The organism is Paenibacillus sp. LPE1-1-1.1 (genome assembly GCF_040676435.1).
In the GTDB taxonomy this organism is placed as follows: Bacteria; Bacillota; Bacilli; order Paenibacillales; family Paenibacillaceae; genus Pristimantibacillus.
Genome location: NZ_JBEGHY010000023.1, coordinates 999,610 through 1,018,104 on the forward strand (window position 1 = coordinate 999,610; position 18,495 = coordinate 1,018,104).

The 18,495-nt window shown below is 48.3% G+C and carries 17 protein-coding genes and 1 other RNA gene; all 18 read right to left on the reverse strand.

Going from position 1 to position 18,495, the window contains the following annotated elements; all coding sequences use genetic code 11:
• Nucleotides 1-10: 10 nt before the first annotated feature.
• The 18 genes from rnpB to MRBLPE1_RS21535 all read right to left on the reverse strand — a co-directional run bounded on the left by rnpB (nt 11) and on the right by MRBLPE1_RS21535 (nt 18,489).
• Nucleotides 11-417: RNase P RNA component class A (gene rnpB / locus MRBLPE1_RS21450), an RNA gene on the reverse strand.
• A gap of 105 nt (nt 418-522) precedes the next feature.
• Nucleotides 523-1,644, reverse strand: coding sequence for a Nif3-like dinuclear metal center hexameric protein (locus MRBLPE1_RS21455; RefSeq protein ID WP_364149221.1), 1,122 nt, complete (start codon nt 1,642-1,644; stop codon nt 523-525).
• Complete coding sequence (locus MRBLPE1_RS21460) at nt 1,620-2,393, reverse strand: tRNA (adenine(22)-N(1))-methyltransferase (protein WP_364149223.1); 774 nt, start codon at nt 2,391-2,393, stop codon at nt 1,620-1,622. The genes MRBLPE1_RS21455 and MRBLPE1_RS21460 overlap by 25 nt, the downstream gene beginning before the upstream one ends.
• Nucleotides 2,393-3,229, reverse strand: a complete 837-nt coding sequence (locus tag MRBLPE1_RS21465; RefSeq protein ID WP_364149224.1) for a hypothetical protein — start codon at nt 3,227-3,229, stop codon at nt 2,393-2,395. The genes MRBLPE1_RS21460 and MRBLPE1_RS21465 overlap by 1 nt, the downstream gene beginning before the upstream one ends.
• Nucleotides 3,230-3,352: 123 nt before the next feature.
• The gene (gene rpoD / locus MRBLPE1_RS21470; protein ID WP_053376806.1) at nt 3,353-4,483 is read right to left on the reverse strand and encodes an RNA polymerase sigma factor RpoD; all 1,131 of its coding nucleotides are present in this window, start codon (nt 4,481-4,483) and stop codon (nt 3,353-3,355) included.
• An 18-nt stretch (nt 4,484-4,501) separates the two neighbouring features.
• A complete protein-coding gene (gene dnaG, locus MRBLPE1_RS21475; protein WP_364149226.1) occupies nt 4,502-6,355 on the reverse strand; it encodes a DNA primase in 1,854 nt (617 codons plus the stop codon).
• 41 nt (nt 6,356-6,396) lie between these two features.
• Entirely contained in the window at nt 6,397-6,867 is a 471-nt protein-coding gene (locus MRBLPE1_RS21480; RefSeq protein WP_364149769.1) for a YaiI/YqxD family protein, read from the reverse strand.
• A 79-nt stretch (nt 6,868-6,946) separates the two neighbouring features.
• The gene (locus MRBLPE1_RS21485) at nt 6,947-7,762 is read right to left on the reverse strand and encodes a pyruvate, water dikinase regulatory protein (protein WP_364149227.1); all 816 of its coding nucleotides are present in this window, start codon (nt 7,760-7,762) and stop codon (nt 6,947-6,949) included.
• A gap of 27 nt (nt 7,763-7,789) precedes the next feature.
• The gene (glyS, locus tag MRBLPE1_RS21490) at nt 7,790-9,871 is read right to left on the reverse strand and encodes a glycine--tRNA ligase subunit beta (protein WP_364149229.1); all 2,082 of its coding nucleotides are present in this window, start codon (nt 9,869-9,871) and stop codon (nt 7,790-7,792) included.
• Nucleotides 9,864-10,751, reverse strand: a complete 888-nt coding sequence (glyQ, locus tag MRBLPE1_RS21495) for a glycine--tRNA ligase subunit alpha (RefSeq protein WP_364149231.1) — start codon at nt 10,749-10,751, stop codon at nt 9,864-9,866. The genes glyS and glyQ overlap by 8 nt, the downstream gene beginning before the upstream one ends.
• Before the next feature lie 367 nt (nt 10,752-11,118).
• Entirely contained in the window at nt 11,119-12,660 is a 1,542-nt protein-coding gene (locus MRBLPE1_RS21500) for an MDR family MFS transporter (protein WP_364149233.1), read from the reverse strand.
• Nucleotides 12,661-12,815: 155 nt separating this feature from the next.
• On the reverse strand, nt 12,816-13,559 hold the full coding sequence (recO, locus tag MRBLPE1_RS21505) for a DNA repair protein RecO (RefSeq protein WP_364149234.1): 744 nt from the start codon (nt 13,557-13,559) through the stop codon (nt 12,816-12,818).
• 168 nt (nt 13,560-13,727) lie between these two features.
• A complete protein-coding gene (locus MRBLPE1_RS21510) occupies nt 13,728-13,889 on the reverse strand; it encodes a YqzL family protein (RefSeq protein ID WP_364149236.1) in 162 nt (53 codons plus the stop codon).
• A gap of 99 nt (nt 13,890-13,988) precedes the next feature.
• The gene (gene era, locus MRBLPE1_RS21515; RefSeq protein ID WP_364149238.1) at nt 13,989-14,912 is read right to left on the reverse strand and encodes a GTPase Era; all 924 of its coding nucleotides are present in this window, start codon (nt 14,910-14,912) and stop codon (nt 13,989-13,991) included.
• An 8-nt stretch (nt 14,913-14,920) separates the two neighbouring features.
• A complete protein-coding gene (gene cdd / locus MRBLPE1_RS21520; RefSeq protein WP_364149240.1) occupies nt 14,921-15,355 on the reverse strand; it encodes a cytidine deaminase in 435 nt (144 codons plus the stop codon).
• A 31-nt stretch (nt 15,356-15,386) separates the two neighbouring features.
• The gene (locus tag MRBLPE1_RS21525) at nt 15,387-15,749 is read right to left on the reverse strand and encodes a diacylglycerol kinase family protein (RefSeq protein WP_364149242.1); all 363 of its coding nucleotides are present in this window, start codon (nt 15,747-15,749) and stop codon (nt 15,387-15,389) included.
• Complete coding sequence (gene ybeY / locus MRBLPE1_RS21530) at nt 15,749-16,246, reverse strand: rRNA maturation RNase YbeY (protein WP_364149244.1); 498 nt, start codon at nt 16,244-16,246, stop codon at nt 15,749-15,751. Before ybeY ends, MRBLPE1_RS21525 begins: the two co-directional genes overlap by 1 nt.
• Nucleotides 16,243-18,489, reverse strand: coding sequence for an HD family phosphohydrolase (locus MRBLPE1_RS21535; protein ID WP_364149246.1), 2,247 nt, complete (start codon nt 18,487-18,489; stop codon nt 16,243-16,245). The genes ybeY and MRBLPE1_RS21535 overlap by 4 nt, the downstream gene beginning before the upstream one ends.
• Nucleotides 18,490-18,495: the final 6 nt, after the last annotated feature.

Consider the following 18,495-nt stretch of genomic DNA (forward strand, 5'->3'; position numbering starts at 1 on the left):
GTATAATCGTGCGGAAAGTTTGTCGTAAGCCGGGTTCTGTACTTCTGGTGGTCCAAACGGGAACGACCCTCCCACGATGAAGCGACAATCATCTATCTAGGCCGCACATTACTGTACGGCTCCAGCAACCAACCCGGACGCGCCTCAGGCTAAGGCTGCAGCTTAGGGGCTGCGGCGTCCTCTCGGTCTTGCTCCAGATGGGGTTTACCAGGAACGTAGTCACCTATGCTCCTCGTGGTCTCTTACACCACGGTTCCACCCTTACCTGTGCCGGCTAAAAGCCGGCCATCGGCGGTCCATTTCTGTGGCACTATCCTTCAGCTCGCGCTGACTGGACGTTATCCAGCATCCTGCCTTACGGAGCCCGGACTTTCCTCTCGCGGCAACAAGGCCGCCAGCGATTGTCTGTCAAACTTTCCTTGGCATCGTTAAGTATACAAGTATTTTTACAAAAGCTCAACCCTGAAACAACTTCCAGCGCCGATATTCTTTAAAAGTCGGTAAAGCGCCAGCGGAAAACCGTTATACAAAAGTAAACGGTTCGGTATTCAATGAAGAAGCAATGGCTCTCGTTTCCGTCTTGGTGCCCTCTAGCTGCTTATTCAACCAATCAGCAACCTTCTGCTTCATGACCTTCTCAATGTTATGGCCGGGGTCAATGATCGTCATCCCCGCTGCAAGGGCATCTTGTGCGGTATGATAATCAATATCGCCCGTAACAAGCACATCCGCACCAGCAAATATCGCATGCCGCACATATCTTGCGCCAGAGCCGCCGAGTACGGCCGCTTTGCGTATGACACGATCAAGCGGCCCAACCACCCGGACAGCAGGAACGCCGAAAATGATTTTCGCTTGCTCGGCTAATTCGCCAAGCGTTGTAGGCTGCGTCAATTTGCCTGTCCGCCCTAAGCCAAATGAACGTCCTTTCAAATCCATGGCGTATAGATCGTAAGCAACCTCTTCGTAGGGGTGGGCTTTAAGCATGGCCTGAACGGTTTTACGGTGGATGCTGTGCGGTACGATCGTTTCGATCCGAATCTCAGCCGCATGCTCAAGCTTTCCTTCCTCTCCAACGTAGGGATTCGTTCCGGCTCCAGGAACGAAAGTTCCCGTGCCTTTGATGTTAAAGCTGCAATTGCTGTAATTGCCTATTTCGCCGGCTCCCGCTCGCCATATAGCCTCCAGCACTTGCTCATGATGACTCTCGGGCACAAATACGACAAGCTTGTATAGCTTATCGGTATGGACTTCCTCAAGACTCTGACGGTTTTCCGGCAATATTCCAACGAGGTCAGCCAGCCAGTCATTAATCCCGCCGTCGGCTACATCTAGATTAGTATGCGAAATATAGACCGCGATATCATTTTTAATAAGCTTCTCATATAAACGGCCGGCGGCGGTCGACGTATCCAGCTTCGCCAGCGGACGATATATAATGGCATGATGAGCAATAATGAGCTCAGCGCCAAGCTCGATCGCTTCATCGACTACCGCATCGGTAACATCCAGTGCAACCAGAATTTTATGGATCGGTTTATTCAATGTGCCTAGCTGCAGACCGATTTTATCATTCTCTACCGCATAATGCTTTGGAGCGAGCTGTTCCATGAGCTGTATTACGGTTTGTCCGTGCGCAAGCATTGTAAAACCTCCTTAATCACATGCATTTCCGCAAGAAATTGCTCGCGCTTACGCGCGGATTCCGCGAGATCTGATCCTGCAAGCTGTTCACAAATTCGCTCCAGCTTATTTAACTCATGATGCCACTTTTTGAATAGGGCCGGCTGCGGATCAAGTAGTAGATACGGCCCCATTTGCATCAGAACCTTATACAGTACCTCTTTATCGAACGAAAGCGCCAAAAACTGGCCGTTGTAAAGCTCGCTGCTGCGCGAATCAGCATCCTCCGCGCGTACAGCACGCATCACCTCGTAAATTTTGCCGTCTTCTTCAAGAATGCTTTCAGCCGTTAAAAACCAATGATGCTTGAGAAGCCATTGACGCACAACCTCTTCGCCTACATTAGGCTGCAGTACGAGCTCAGTGACGCCTTCCAGCTTCCCGGCCAATCTGCCAGCCTCTAGAATGTCACTCATTAAGCTTCCGCCCATACCGGCAATTGTAACGGTATCCGCTTCTCCAGGTTCTAATACATTCAAACCATCGCCTTGGCGAACCGTCAATCGCGAGGAAAGGCCTGCGTCAGCACTCTGCTTTTTTGCCGCCTCAAAAGGGCCTCGGTTTAATTCTCCTGCAATTGCCGAAGGACATCTGCCGCTCTGAAGCAAATAGACAGGAAGCATCGCATGATCGGAGCCGATGTCCGCCACGCGTGCTCCAGTGGTTACGTAGTCCGCAATTTTCTGCAGACGTTTAGATAGTTTTAACATTATACAACCCACACCATCCATTGTTTTCGCATTGCGAATAATATTCCGCCGCCAATCGCTATTTTGGCTATTAGCTGCAGCTGCAGCCAAATGGCTTCATCCGTGAACATGACCGAATACAGCTCAGGCATAAACCATACCAAAGCGCATGTTACGAAAAGAACGGCGGACACCGGCTTTGACCAGCGGTGTACAAACCAAGAACCCCATCCAAACAAACAAGCAATAGGCAGCCAATACAGCTGAATTTCGTACCATTTCGAATCCACCATAAATTGTGACAGCAGCCACGCATAAACAAGTATTGCCGCAAGCCAGCCGCTTAAATGCAAAGCGGGTATACGCGCTGCTATCCCGTATACGATCCAAAAGAGCGAACTAAATGCCAGAAGCCCCGTTTTCCAGCCCCATTGATCAAGGCCGTGAATATTGAGCATGTGGAGTCCTCCGCCCAGTAGAAGGAGCATGCCCGTACTTGTAATTGCTAATCCAGCTGCCTCATTCCGGCTCCGAAGCCGCTGGCCTATACGTAAAAAAACAACCGTCCCAAGAGCCACGACGGCCATTTGCAATAACGGATGAAATTCGTTAAAATAAAGCACAACAAAGGAAATTAAGGTAAAAGTTCCAAATGTAAGGAACCATTGCAACCCTGTTGCCTTTTGTACGGCAGCAATGGCTTTCCCTACCGTATGCTGCTGTTGTTTGCCTGCATGGACCGTATCTTGATCTGCGTATAAATTCATTAGAAAGTCACAGTATTGATCCGGCAGCAGCTTGCTTCGCCGCCAATGATCGATTTCTTTCACGATAATTTGCCGACGATCCTGATTCATAAAATCCAGCTATCCTTTCGGTCTCGACCTGCTCGAGCGCAAGTCCTTATGTATAAGGTTCTTTCTTTAGAAAAAAGACCTCGCTGCACGAGCAGAAAGGTCAATATGTTTATCATAAAGTTTTTATTCGAGAAAATCCTTTAACCGTTTGCTCCGGCTAGGGTGACGAAGCTTGCGAAGTGCCTTAGCTTCAATCTGACGGATACGCTCACGCGTAACCCCGAATACCTTGCCAACCTCTTCAAGAGTTCTAGTGCGTCCGTCATCAAGTCCAAAACGGAGACGAAGTACGTTTTCTTCCCTTTCGGTCAGCGTATCCAGCACATCCTCAAGCTGCTCCTTAAGAAGTTCATACGCAGCGGCATCAGCAGGCGCAAGCGCTTCTTGATCCTCGATGAAATCTCCGAGATGAGAATCATCTTCCTCCCCGATCGGAGTTTCAAGCGAAACTGGTTCTTGGGCAATTTTCATGATCTCCCGAACCTTTTCCGTGCTTAGCTCCATTTCTGCAGCAATTTCCTCCGGAGTCGGTTCGCGCCCAAGTTCTTGAAGCAATTGACGAGAAACCCGAATTAGCTTATTGATGGTCTCAACCATGTGAACGGGGATACGAATCGTCCGGGCTTGGTCAGCAATGGCGCGAGTAATCGCTTGACGAATCCACCATGTCGCGTAAGTACTGAATTTGAAGCCCTTTTGATGGTCAAACTTCTCAACCGCTTTGATTAGGCCCATATTCCCTTCTTGGATTAAATCAAGGAATAACATGCCTCTGCCGACATAGCGTTTCGCAATACTGACCACGAGCCGTAAATTAGCTTCCGCCAATCTCCGTTTTGCTTCTTCGTCGCCATTCTCAATCCGCTGCGCAAGCTCAACCTCATCATCCGCCGAAAGAAGCGGAACCCGGCCTATTTCTTTTAAGTACATCCGTACAGGATCATTAATTTTGATTCCTGGCGGCAATGCAAGATCATCATCGAAATTAAAGTCGTCCTGCTCGCGCTCTTGCTCTTCCCCTTGGGCAGCGAGTGGATTTTCTTCATCGTTTTCGTTCAGTACCTCAATCCCAAAATCATCGAGCTGTTCGAAAAATTCATCAATTTGTTCAGGATCCTGATCGAACGGAGCCAACTTATCCATAATTTCTTTATACGTCAAAGAAGACCTCTTCTTGCCTTGTTCGATCAATTGATCCTTCACATGATCCAGTTTTTGTTCGGTATCTAGTTCAGTATGTTGATCATTCGCCATGTTCCGACTCCCTCCCCCCTAGAAACGATCTTCCTGTCGCCCTTTAAGCTGTCTCTCTAGGGTTATAATCTCACTTGCTATTTGTGCTGCTGCCAAAAAATCTCCGGTACGCTCAGCACGCACCATTTCTTCTTTCTTGCGCTCAATATCCCGATACTGCGGAACCTTGATAATGTCTTGAATATAAGCATCCATCGTTGTATCGTCGAACGGGAAGTCACCGTCCATCATCAGAATCGATGCAGCTGCGCGTTCTAATCGGTCGTCATGCAGCGTTGCAATAAAACGGCTGACATCCGGATCATAGCCTTGAGCAAAATAAGCGTATAAATAAGCAGCAAGAGCTGCGTGATCCTCAACATTAAACGCATCACCCAATCGTTCATGAACCGCCTGAGCTACTTCCCGATCCCGCATCATAACATGCAGCAACCTTCGTTCTGCATGCGTGTAAGCGGGCATAAGAGTAGGCGGACCGGACTTTCGGGGCTTTTCATTCCTACCATTATTCCACGAATTGTCGTTATTATCCCCTTGCGGTTTCTTTTTTTGCAGCTCCTGCCTGATTTGATGACAGTCCTGCTTTAAGGCGTCAAGAGAGATATCGAACTCACGGGAAATTTCTTTTAAGTAGACTTCGCGTTCCGTGGATGAATCAAGCTCCGCAACAATTTGTACCGCTTCAAGCAGATAGTTCTTTCTACCTTCTTCTTTTAGCAGTATATGGTTTTTCCTTGAATATATAAGCTTAAATTTTGTTACGGAAACAGGCTGGTCCATCGTCTCCCGCAAGAACGCCTCCGGTCCGTATTCGCTTATATAATCATCGGGATCCTTTCCTTTCGGAAGCATCGCCACCGATACCCTCAAGCCTGCGCTCTCCAGCATCGGAATTGATTTGAATGCTGCTGCTTGTCCTGCGTCATCACCGTCATAACACACGATGACCTCTTCGGCCTGGCGCTTCAGAATGGCGCAATGCTCTTCGGTTAAAGCCGTGCCCATCGTCGCTATTCCATTCTTCACGCCTGCGCTCCATGATTTGATGACATCCATGTAGCCTTCAAACAAGACGACCTGCTTACTTTTTCGGATAGCCGGCCGAGCATAATGCAGGTTGTAAAGTGTTCTGCTTTTCGTAAAAAGCATCGTTTCTGACGTGTTCAAGTATTTCGGCTGTCCTTCGCCTATAATGCGACCCGCAAACGCGGTAGCTTTGCCGTCTCGATCCCAAATCGGAAACATGATGCGATTGCGAAACCGGTCCACATATCCACTCCCGTCAGCTTTTGCCGAAAGCAGCCCGCCTTTTTCCATCAGTGCCAGATCAAAGCCCCGGTTCGTTAAAAAACGAGCGAGCAAGTCCCATTCCTCTGGCGCATAACCAATCATAAAATGATCAATTAGCTTATCGCTAAGTCCCCGCTCCCGCAAATAATGCTTTGCGGCCTGTCCTTGCTTCGTATTATTGAGCACATGATGGTAAAGTTTGAGCGTAAGCTCATGCGCTTCAATGATTTTGGCCCGGTCAGCATCATGCGGCGTTGGCTTGTTTCCGTCAGGCGAGGCCCAAGTAACGGGCATGCCTGCATCGAGAGCCAGCACGCGAACGGCTTCAGGAAACGAATACCCTTCCATTTCCTCAAAAAATCGAATGACGTTTCCGCCCTTCCCGCAGCCATAGCAATGGTAAATTTGGAGCTCCGGCGTCACTGTAAACGAGGGAGTCTTCTCCGAATGGAACGGACATAACCCCTTCATATATTTGCCGTGCTTCGTGAGATGAACATATTTCCCGACCGTCTCTACGATGTCATAATGCTTGCGTACCGCATCAATGACCTCTTCCGGTATTTTATTACCGTATGTCATCGTTCATCACCTTCATCCTAGTAACACGTAAATAATATTCGCTATACGTCATGGTTCTCCTGCTCATTTCGCAAAACTTTTGTCAACTTTTGTTGAAAACGATCACGATCGTCGTTATTCATCGCTTTTGGCCCTCTTGTTTTGCCTCCGGTGCGGCGGCGTTTCGCCAACTCATGTCTCCGCTCCATCAAATAATCAATGTTATCGTCTGTGTACTGCTCTCCTCTAGGTGACAAGACGATTGCGCCTTTGCCGATAGCTATGCAAGCCAGCCCGAAATCCTGCGTGACAACAATATCTCCGCGTGCGATATGGTTAACGATATACAAATCGACGGATTGATTGCTCCGGTCAACCTGTACAATATCTACGCCTGGCTGAGGCTCTAACCTATGGTCATGAGAAGCAACCATAAGCACCCGTACCGAGTATTGTCTTGCCGTCTCGCCAATTTCAGTTTTTACCGGACATGCATCCGCGTCGACTACAATAGTAGGTTTCTCATTCCGAATAGATGATCACCGCTCGATTTCAAATTCTTGTCCTATATTATTATATACGGCATAACTGTAAAAAATCCTTCCGGCGGCTTTAAGGCATGCGTACATATTCCATAATTAAGCTTGCCGTTTCTTCAACCGCACGGTGCGAAACGTCAATGACAACGCATCCGATCTGCTTCATAATGTTATCGGCATAGAGGAGCTCTTTTTCAATACGGTCAGTCGTAGCATAGGATGCATTATTCGGCAAACCAAGCGCTTTGAGCCGTTCCTTACGAATGGTATTCAAATAAGGAACACCGATCGTAAGTCCAATTACTTTGCGCTTAGGAAGCTTAAACAATTCTTCCGGCGGCTTTAATTCCGGCACAAGCGGTACATTTGCCACTTTGAATTTTTGGTGGGCAAGGTACATGGACAAGGGGGTCTTGGACGTTCGCGATACTCCTACTAATACGATATCGGCTTTCAGTACACCCGAAGTATCTCTTGCGTCATCATATTTAACCGCAAATTCGACCGCTTCAACCTTTCGGAAGTAATCCGCGTCAAGAACGTGGTTTAGTCCAGGTTCTTGACGTGATTTTCGGCCAGTTCGCATTTCAAGAGTTTCTATAAATGAACCCAAAAGATCGATAGCAGCGACATGATGGGTCTCGGCTAGTTTTTTCATGCTGTCACGGAGATGGGGGATGACTAGCGTATAGATCACGATGGCATCGACCTGCTTTGCCTGCTGAATAATTCGCTGCAAGCCTGCTTCCTCGGTAATAAAAGGTGCTCTGCGAATCTCCGTATGGAGCGGATGAAACTGTGCTATAGCGGCGCGTACGACAAGCTCACCCGTATCACCAGCTGCATCGGATACGACATAGACGATTACTTCCGGATTTAAACGAGACATTTTCCATCAACCTCCCGACTTCATTTATTACCAAACTAGCTTCGAGAAATCTGCAACAACCGCGATATCCCCTGCGATTCCAGCGAGCGTTGACAAACGGTTCGCTCGAACGGCTTCATCGGGCGCCATGACCATGACATTTTCAAAATAGGTATGAATATAAGGTTTCAAAGCTGACAAAGTATGAACCGCTTTGGAGATATCTCCCGCTTCCACAGCCTCTTTGAACACCGGACGCTGCTGCAGCCATTTTTCATATAGCTCGGTTTCTACTTGCTCGCTAAACAAAGCGGCATTCACCGTCGTTGCATCCGCTTTGGATCCAAGGTTGCTCACGCGGTTAAACTGCTCAACCGTTTGTTTGAAGTCTGCGCGGTCCTCTCCTGCTGCCAATGACTGAACGACGTTAGCGCGCTCGATCGTCGATTTCAAATCCGTGAAGCCTGACGCCATAACCGCATCAACGACATCGTAACGAACGCCTTGTTCGGAAAGCACGTTTTTGACGCGAAGCGCAAAGAAATCAGAAAGATCCTTACGAATGTCAGCTGCTGCGCGTTTCAACCCGCGGCTCTCATGAACAGACAACGAAGCATCATACAAATCGTTTAACTCAAGCTTTAAGCCGTGTGCCAAAATAATTTGAACGATTCCCGCCGCTTGTCTCCGGAGCGCATACGGATCCTGGGACCCCGTCGGAATGATCCCGATGGAGAAGCAGCCGACAATCGTGTCGATTTTGTCTGCCAAGCTTACGATCGCTCCCGTTAATTCGGATGGCGCCAGATCGCCGGCAAAGCGCGGCTGGTAATGCTCGTTAATGGCTTTCGCTACCGATTGGCGCTCCCCTGCTTTGAGAGCGTAATCTTCGCCCATGATGCCCTGAAGCTCAGGGAATTCATAAACCATTTGCGATACGAGATCGAATTTGCAAATATCGGCAGAACGGCTGATATCTTGGGATTGCTGCTCGTCGATTTGCAAATGCTTGCTTAATAGGTCGGCTGTCGCGCGAATACGTCTCACCTTGTCGGCAACAGAGCCTATTTCTTCGTGGTAAACGATATTCTCTAGCTTGGAGAGCGCATGCTCGATCGTCAGCTTATGGTCTTCCTCATAGAAAAATTTCGCATCGGAAAGCCTTGCGCGCAGCACCTTTTCATTGCCTTTGGCAACAAGTTCAATTGATTTCAGATCGCCGTTACGGACGGTAACGAAAAACGGCTGCAGCTGTGCTTCTCCGTTGAAAACAGGGAAATACCGCTGATGCTCGCGCATGGATGTGATGAGCACCTCTTGCGGAATATGGAGAAACGCCGGATCGAAGCCGCCAAATAAAACATTCGGATATTCCACCAGGAATAATACTTCTTCCAGTAAATCTTCTTTGATTGCGATTTCCCAGCCCTTTTCCTTTGCAAGCTGGTCAATTTGAGTGACGATTAGCTCTTCGCGTTCGCTTACGTCTGCAATAACATGCTGTTCGCGCAAGCGCTCCACGTATTGTGCAGGCTCTTGAATCGTCGTATCCTCTCCAAGAAAGCGATGTCCGCGGGATTGGTTTCCAGTCTGAACGCCCGTAATTTCAAACGGAATGACATCTTGGCCAAATAACGCCACAAGCCAGCGAATCGGTCTTACGAAACGTAATTCATGGCTGCCCCAGCGCATATTTTTTGGGAATGACATGGATGTAATCAACGAAAGCAAGCCCTCAGGAAGAACAGCAGCCGTTTCAGCGCCAACGCTGCTTTTATTCGCATAAACATACTCCACGCCGGCGAGCTCTTGGAAATAGAGCTTCTCGGGTTCCACGCCTTGGCTGCGGGCAAATCCGAGTGCCGCTTTGCTCCAATTTCCTTGGTCGTCCTGGGCAATTTTCCGAGATGGTCCTTTTGCCTCTTCATTCATATCAGACTGCTTCTCGGCTACGTCTTGAATCAGAACCGCAATCCGGCGAGGGGTCGCAAAAACATTCACGGCACCATGCTCGATACGCGAATCCGACAACCATTTTACCGTTTTATCCTTAAGCTGATTCATAGCTCCGCGAACAAACCGAGCCGGAACTTCCTCTAGTCCAATCTCAAGCAACAAATCTCTAGTCATGCTGCTCCACTCCTTTCTTCAGCAACGGGAAGCCTAGACGTTCTCTTTCCTCGTAATAGGTTGAGGCGCAGGCACGCGCCAAATTTCTTACCCTCGTAATGTAGCCCGTTCTTTCCGTCACGCTGATCGCGCCGCGCGCGTCGAGCAGGTTAAAAGTATGCGAGCATTTCAGCACGTAATCATACGCCGGAAATACGAGGTGATGCTCCATTGTTTTTTTCGCTTCTTCCTCATACATGTTGAACAAGGAAAATAACATCGCCGTATCGGATGTCTCAAACGTATATTTGGAATGCTCATATTCAGGCTGCTTGAAAACGTCGCCGTAGGTTACGCCTTCAACCCACTCTAAATCGAATACGTTCTCTTTCTCTTGAATATAAGAAGCGAGCCGCTCCATGCCGTAAGTGATCTCGACGGCAACAGGATTAGCGTCAATGCCGCCGACCTGCTGGAAATACGTAAATTGCGTGATTTCCATGCCATCCAGCCAAACTTCCCAGCCAAGACCCCACGCGCCAAGCGTCGGTGATTCCCAGTTATCCTCTACAAAACGAATATCATGGTCATTGGCATCAATACCGAGCTGCTTCAAGCTCTCCAGGTACAGCTCCTGTATGTTGTCAGGCGAAGGCTTCAAAATTACTTGAAATTGATGATGCTGGTAAAGGCGATTCGGGTTTTCACCGTAACGGCCGTCTGCTGGACGGCGGGATGGCTCCACATAAGCGACATTCCACGGCTCAGGACCAATGGAACGCAAGAACGTCATAGGGTTCATCGTGCCGGCACCCTTTTCCACATCATAAGGCTGTACTAAAATACAATTTTGTTCAGCCCAGAATTGCTGCAGCGTTAAAATCATTTTTTGAAAATTCATTGCTGATCCTCTCCTTCTTCCTCTGTATTCTGTCCTTATCGGACATTTTCTTCTGATTGGCATAGGCGATGATACGCAAAAAACTCCCGTCTCTACGCCTGCTGCCAGACGTAGGGACGAGAGTTAAATTCCCGCGGTTCCACCCTACTTGGTTAGCTCCTTACGAGCAAACCCTCTTTGTTCGATACGACTCCAGAGTGCCCTTTCATCGTTTTGTCCGTCTGGGCTTTCACTTTTCCCAGCTCGCTAAGCTTGTCGACATAAAACGATTACTCTCTCCATCATTGCCCCATATTCATATTGCATTATTTTATGCTTCTTTATGGCAAATGTCAAACATGCCATGCAAGCAATCTAAGAAAAGCGATTAATGGCTGTGAACCTCTTTTTTTGGACTGCTTTGACCGGCACGACTGTCCAATATGTCTTTCATTCCTGCATTACCCATCATGAGAACACAGAGGAAGGCAAGGCCCGCCGGGATGATAGACCATAGAAAAGTGACAGAAACCGAATCCGATAATGCGGCTACGATTTTGTCCATGACAGCCGGAGGGATTTCGGCCCGCTTCTCCGGTGAGAGCAGCTCACGCGCATTTTCTGTCATTTGGCCCTGCCCTTCTCCGCCGGCAAATGCCTCAGCCATGCCTTTCGTAAAGTGGTTGCGCTGAATGATGCCAAAAATGGTGATACCTACGGTCATCCCGAGTGATCGGACGAATGACATCGTAGACGTGGCGCTCCCTCTTTGACGCATATCAAATCCGTGAATGGATGACATGCCAAGGACAGAGAAGGAGAATCCGATTCCGAAACCTGTCAGGAACATATATACCGACAAAATGAAACGGGTCGTTTCCGGCGTAATCGTCGATAATAGTACGATTCCCGCTATGAAAATAACAGCCGAGATGATCATTACGTTACGATACGGCATTTTGTTAGCGAGGAAACCGCCGAGCTGCGCCGCAAAAACAGATCCGAGCGTCATAGGCAGGAGTGTCAAGCCGGCACTGACTGCCGTGCCTCCGAATACGCCCTGCACGAACATCGGTATATACAGCGCAGCCGTTATAAATGCCGCCCCATAGAACAAACCCGCACCTGTACTTGCTGCAAATAGCCGCTGTTTAAACATTTTGAATGAAATAATCGGTTCTGCTGCCTTGGTTTCCACAAACAAAAATATGCCAAGCAACACGGCAAAGCCTGCAAATAGTCCAATAATTTGCGCCGAATCCCATGCGAATTCCGCTCCGCCAAGCTCTAGGGCAAACATAAGGCAAACAATGGCGCCAACGAGCGTTGCCGCACCCCACCAATCGATTTTTTGTTTGGCGTGGGATAGCGATTCCTTATAATAAATAACGATAAACGCAAGAGCAACGAGACCAATCGGAATATTGATATAGAAAATCCAACGCCAGTTGATGTATTCCGTTAAATAGGCGCCTGCGAGAGGACCGAACAAGCTGGACGTTCCGAATACGGCTCCGAATAATCCGCCCATTTTTCCGCGTTTTTCCGGTGGGAAAATATCAAATACGATTGCAAAAGCGATCGGCATCATGGCGCCCCCGCCAATCCCTTGGATAGCGCGGTAAATCGTTAGCTGCGTAATCGATTCAGCCGTCCCGCAAAGCACGGAGCCGATCAAAAACAATGATATGCCGAGTACGAAAAAACGTTTCCTGCCGTACATATCCGACAGCTTTCCGAAAATAGGCATCCCTGCCATTTCGGTTACGAGATAGGCGGACGTAACCCACACGTATTTGTCCAAGCCGCCAAGATCCGATACGATCGTGGCCATTGCAGTCGATACGATCGTGTTATCAATCGATGCGACAAGTATGCCCAGCAAAAGGCCGGCGACGACGAAACCCAGTCTATTTTGTCCTGTAGACATCAGGTAAATCCCTCCATTTAATTACGAATCTAAAATAACCTTTCCCATCATAATGCAAGTCGTCTATTTATGTAAACATGCATTAGGATGAGTGCTTCGTACAACTTAAGACGGAGGTAAAACCGGTTGTATTCAAAAAAATCAATAAAAAACAGTTACATTAACTTATCCAACTGATCCAGAAAATTGCGCGATTTCAACTGCAAGCCCAGATGAGTGTCCATTAGCTTGCGCATGGAAAGCTTAAGCTCTGCTTTCGTTTCCGGCTTGACCTGGATAGAACCCAGCCGTCTCATATCCATTCGACGGAAGAGGCGCAGCAGCTTATAGGCTCCCTCCCCCAGCGTAACCGAATGCGGATCCTTACCTTTGCATCTCGTACACAAAATGCCGCCTGCGTAAGGCGAAAGCGTAAAAGGTCCGACAACGTTACCGCAGCTAACGCATTCATCTAGGGCCGGTGCATAACCGGATAAATCCAATATGCGCATTTCGTATAAATGTGTCACAATTTGGGCGTCTTTGCCTTCTTGGAGCGCAGCTAGACAAGCCTTCAGCTGCTCAAAATGAAACCCTGTCGCTTCGTCATCCTGCAGCGAGCGGTCCGTAAGCTCCGCTACATAAGACGAATAAGCGGCCAAATCTAATTTTTCACGCAAAAGATGGTGAGATTCAATAATCTCACCATGGTTGAGCGTACCGAGCCCGCTGCTTCGAAAATAAACGAACTCTCCATATGTAAACGGCTGTGCTAGCGATGAATGCTTACTCCTCACCTTCTTGGCACCTCGTATTAAAACGCCTGCTTTTCCATTCGTTTTCGTGAGCAGCGTCACGATTTTGTTGCCTTCACCATAATCCATGCTTCGAATGACGATCCCCTCAACACGATACAGCATTGCTTAAACTCTCCCCTGAAAGCAGAAACGCAAGCCCGCAGTCCCATGGCTGCGAGCTCACGCTTAGCGGTTAAAGATCGCTAACGGATGAATGTGAATGCCTCATCTGATAACGTATCCTTTCAAACCTCTATTCATGATCAATCGATACATAATTCTATGAATGCATTAGCCTGAGACGTCTTCGACTTCAAGCGGTGAAAGCTCCTCATGCTCGATGGCTAACGTATCGGAGCCGCCTTCTGCACCATATTGATTCACTTCCCTGTAGAGCATGAAAGATTCGACATCCCCGGTCAACGTAAAATACCTCCACGAAAAATTTCGCATACGTATTCATCCCTTTCCGTCCCCTGAAATGCTGCTTCAGACGGTATTAGGATGCGATAAACCGCGGCAATCTATCCTTACAAAATACGTAAATTCTGTTTAATCATGCCGATAGCCAAGATCCTTCAGCACACGCTCCTGATTGCGCCAGTCTTTCTTAACTTTGACCCACAGCTCAAGATATATCCGCGAACCAAGCAGCGCTTCAATATCTTTGCGCGCCTGTTTTCCCACTTCCTTCAGAAGCTCCCCTTTTTTGCCGATGATAATGCCCTTTTGAGAGTCGCGCTCAACAAAAATGACGGCTCCAATGTAGACTACCCCATTTTCTTTCACGCGCATATCTTCAATCGTTACAGCTATGGAATGCGGAATTTCTTCACGGGTCATATGCAGTATTTTTTCGCGGATAAGCTCCGAGCAAACGAACTGCTCCGGATGGTCCGTTATTTGGTCGGCAGGGTAATATTGCGGGCCTTCCGGCAAATAACGGGATAGCTGCTCCAGCAGCGTATCCACATTGTTGCCCTTAAGCGCGGAGATCGGAATAATCTCAGCAAATTCATGCAGATTGTTATACTGCGTAATCATAGGCAAAAGCTGCTCCGGCTCTACTTTGTCGATTTTATTCATTACAAGAAACACCGGCGTTTTCACCTTTTTAAGCTGTTCAATAATGAACCGGTCTCCGCCGCCAAGTCCTTCGGATGCATCAATCAGAAACAGTGCAGCCTCAACTTCTCTAAGAGCGCTCTCTGCAGTCTGCATCATGTAATTGCCAAGCTTGGATTGGGGCTTATGGATACCGGGTGTATCTAAAAATACGATCTGCGAATCGTTAGTCGTATAAACGCCGTGGATTTTGTTGCGTGTCGTCTGCGGCTTGTCCGACATAATTGCAATCTTCTGACCGATAAGATGGTTCATCAGGGTTGATTTCCCTACATTCGGCCTGCCAATAATCGCTACGAAGCCCGATCGGAATTTTTTGCTGTCACGGTCATTTGATGTTGTTCGATTCATATGTTTATTTAACGCTCCCTATTTTCTAATGAAGCCGGCGTGAAAGCACCCGGCAATATGCCTGATACGGTCGAAATCGTCCACTGACCGCTTAAATTGCCCATAATAACAGGCATGTCTGGCGCACACAGCTCAACTAAAACTTGACGGCAAACGCCGCATGGCGCGATTGGTCCTTCAGTATCGCCAATAACGGCTATCGCCTTGAATTGACCCGGACGCTTCCCGCCGGCTATCGCGCTGAATAAAGCCGTACGCTCAGCGCAGTTCGTAGGACTATAGGCTGCATTCTCAATATTGCATCCTAAATGAACTTGTCCCGCATCGTCCAGAAGGGCAGCGCCAACTTGGAAATTCGAATACGGCACGTAAGCGCGGGACATTGCTTCCTTGGCCGCATCCATCAAGGCCGAATATGATTCCGATAATCCTTCGTATGCCATACCAATCATCCCCTGCTCAAAGTTTCTATTCTTATCCTAAGATCAAACGCCATAAGGGCGGCCCAAGAATGAGCAGCCCTATAATCGCAGAAACCGCTGCCGCGATTAAAACCGCGCCGGCAGCAACGTCCTTTGCCACTTTCGCTACCGGATGAATGCTTGGGCTGGCAAGATTTACTGCTTGCTCGACAGCCGTATTAATCATCTCAGCGCTCATTACGACTGCAATCGCCAAAAGAATAATAGCCCATTCAAGCGGCTTAAGCGACACGATTAATCCCAAAACACACGCACTCAATCCTGCGAAAGCATGAATCCGCATATGACTTTGCGTGCGGAGCGCAAAACCGATTCCGGAGACCGCTACGGCGAAACTTGCAATAAACTTCCGCATTAACGGGTAAGGCCGACCTGCTGTAAAATCGCTTCCTGCTTTGCGGTCATTTCCGCTTCGGTCTCATCATCCTGATGATCATAACCGATCAAATGCAGAAAACCGTGCACGAACAAAAATCCGATTTCACGCTCCAAGGAATGACCGTACTCTTCGCTTTGCGCAATCGCCGTATCCACGCTAATAATAATGTCGCCCAGCATGCCCGAGATCGGATCGGCATCCTCTTCATGCTCAACCTCGAAAATAATGTCGAGCTCGTCTACGCCATCTTCCTGCATAGCGAAAGACAAAACATCCGTCGGGCGATCGATTCCCCGGTATTCCCGGTTTAACTTGTGAATCTCATCATCGTTAGTGAACGTTAACGAAACCTCGCCATCCAGAATGCCTTCCGCTTCACCTGCCAGCTTCAAAAGCTTTTCCAAGGTAACAATCCATTCTTCCGGGATTTCCAGCTTTTCCTGATCATTGCTCCAATCGAGTTGTAAACTCATGCCAAACGCTCCTTTGTTTTCACATCATCCGGGTATTCGATACGTGAATGGAAGATGCCAATTACGCTTTCTTTAAGCGATTGCGCAATTTTATCCAGTTCCTTCAACGTTAAATCGCATTCGTTGTATTGGTTATCATCCAGCCTGCTTTTGATGATTTTGTGAATCATCGCTTCAACCTGCTCCACGGTTGGATTCCTAAGGCTTCTAACCGCTGCTTCGACGCAATCGGCTATACCGACAACCGCCGCTTCCTTCGACTGGGCCTTCGGTCCGGGATACCTGAAATCGTCTTCCGTGAACGCCGGCTCAACGCCCTGCTCTTCAGCCTGCTTTATCGCTTTGTAATAAAAAAACTTAAGCGATGTCGTCCCATGATGCTGCTCTGCAATATCGCGGATAGGCTTAGGAATATTATGTCCCTTCAGCATGTCTACGCCGTCTCTTGCATGAGCCACGATAATTGATTTGCTTAGCTTCGGATCAATCGTATCGTGGGGATTTTCAATATTGGACTGATTTTCGATAAAATAATTCGGCCGCTTCGTCTTTCCGATATCATGATAAAACGAACCGACTCGGCATAATAAGCCGTCCGCGCCGATGGCTTCGGCCGCCGCCTCGGACAAATTGCCGACCATCACGCTGTGATGGTAGGTGCCTGGCGTTTCCGTAAGCAGCTTGCGCAGCAAGGGATGATTCGGATTGGAGAGCTCTACGAGCTTCAGCGCGGATAATATACCGAATGTAATTTCGAAAAACGGCATCAAGCCGATGACGAGCACAGCCGTAATTAAGCCGCTAGCGAAAGCAAAGGCAACCGAATACATAAACGGTGCGCGCTCAAGCTGCTCGGATAGCAGCAATATCGTTAGAACGGATAATGAGCCAAACAAGCTGACCATAATGCCTGCTTTTAAAATCGTCGACCGTTGACTCGCCCGGTGAATGGAGAAAATCGCGGCAAACGAGACGACAATGATGACAAAGCCATACTGAAAGTCGAAGATTTGATGCTGGCCCGTGTTTAAGATTACACTTCCCATTATCGCAAATAGAATGGAGCTGATCATGGCTAGATGCATATCAAGCAATAGTGTAATCAGCATGGTTCCAAGCGCGGCAGGCGCCAAATAGCCTGCATAAGGAGCCGCGTCTGTCTGCGTCAAGGAGATAATTTGAATCGTTATGATATTGATCAGGAAAATTAACCAAAGCATCAGTAGCGATGCATTGTTGTATTTGGGCTTGACTCCATTTATGCTCCCTGACTGATGTAGATACGCATAGAGCACGACGATAAACATCACGGACATAATCAATAGCCCAAGCTGCGGCCAGTAGTTCTTCTTATCCTGAAGCAGCGAGGAATCTACAAGGAGCTTATATAAATCGGGCGTAATCGTCTGACCCCGTTTTACGATCAGCTCGCCCTCTTTGATAACGACAGGAGGCGTATTTTGTTTGGCTTGCACCATTGCCTCGTCTGTCGCTGCTTTGTCCAAAAATTTATTCGGCATGATAGCGAACCTTGCCAGCTCCTGCACGATTTCCCTGCTCGTCCGGCTTGAAAGCGAGCTTGCATTCACGAGCTCCGCCACCTGCGTCCGCGCTGTTTCGGCTTCACGAAGCTGCTCGACCGTCAGCTTACGCACAATATCCCGAGCTACGTCGCGCATCTCGGTTAAGGTTTCGGCTGATAGGTTAGGCATTTTGTAAAAGGTTTCTTCCGGAATGGTGTATTCCTGTTCTTTCGCGACCAGCGACATTTCCTCAAGGAGAGTGTCGTTGTAGGTGCCTCTGCCCTTGTTAAGCTTAACAAAGGTGTCGATATATTCCGCATAGCGTCCCGGTATTTCATTGCGGTAGATATCAATTTTATTTTGCAGGGTTACTTGGTCGTCCAAATTCAATTGCTCGATCCGAACAAAAATTTGATCCACCAGCACCTCGTTGCGCAAGGGCACGATGGAGTAAATAACATCGACTTTTTCAGCAGCATCCTCTTCCGCTTGGCGTGTCGCTTTCTCGTCTTTGATTTGGAAGGGCGCCTTAATATCCTTCTCGCTTACGGCGCCCTCCTCAATGTCGTAGGTCTCGGGAACGAGATGCGAAGCTAAGCTGAAATAGAACAGCAGCACAAACATCAACATCAGCACCCAGCGAACGGCTGCACTCTGCTTCCAACCCGCCGTCTTAGATGGCAGTAAATTTCCCTGTTTCCCGGTCTGGTTTTGGTTCATGCAGCA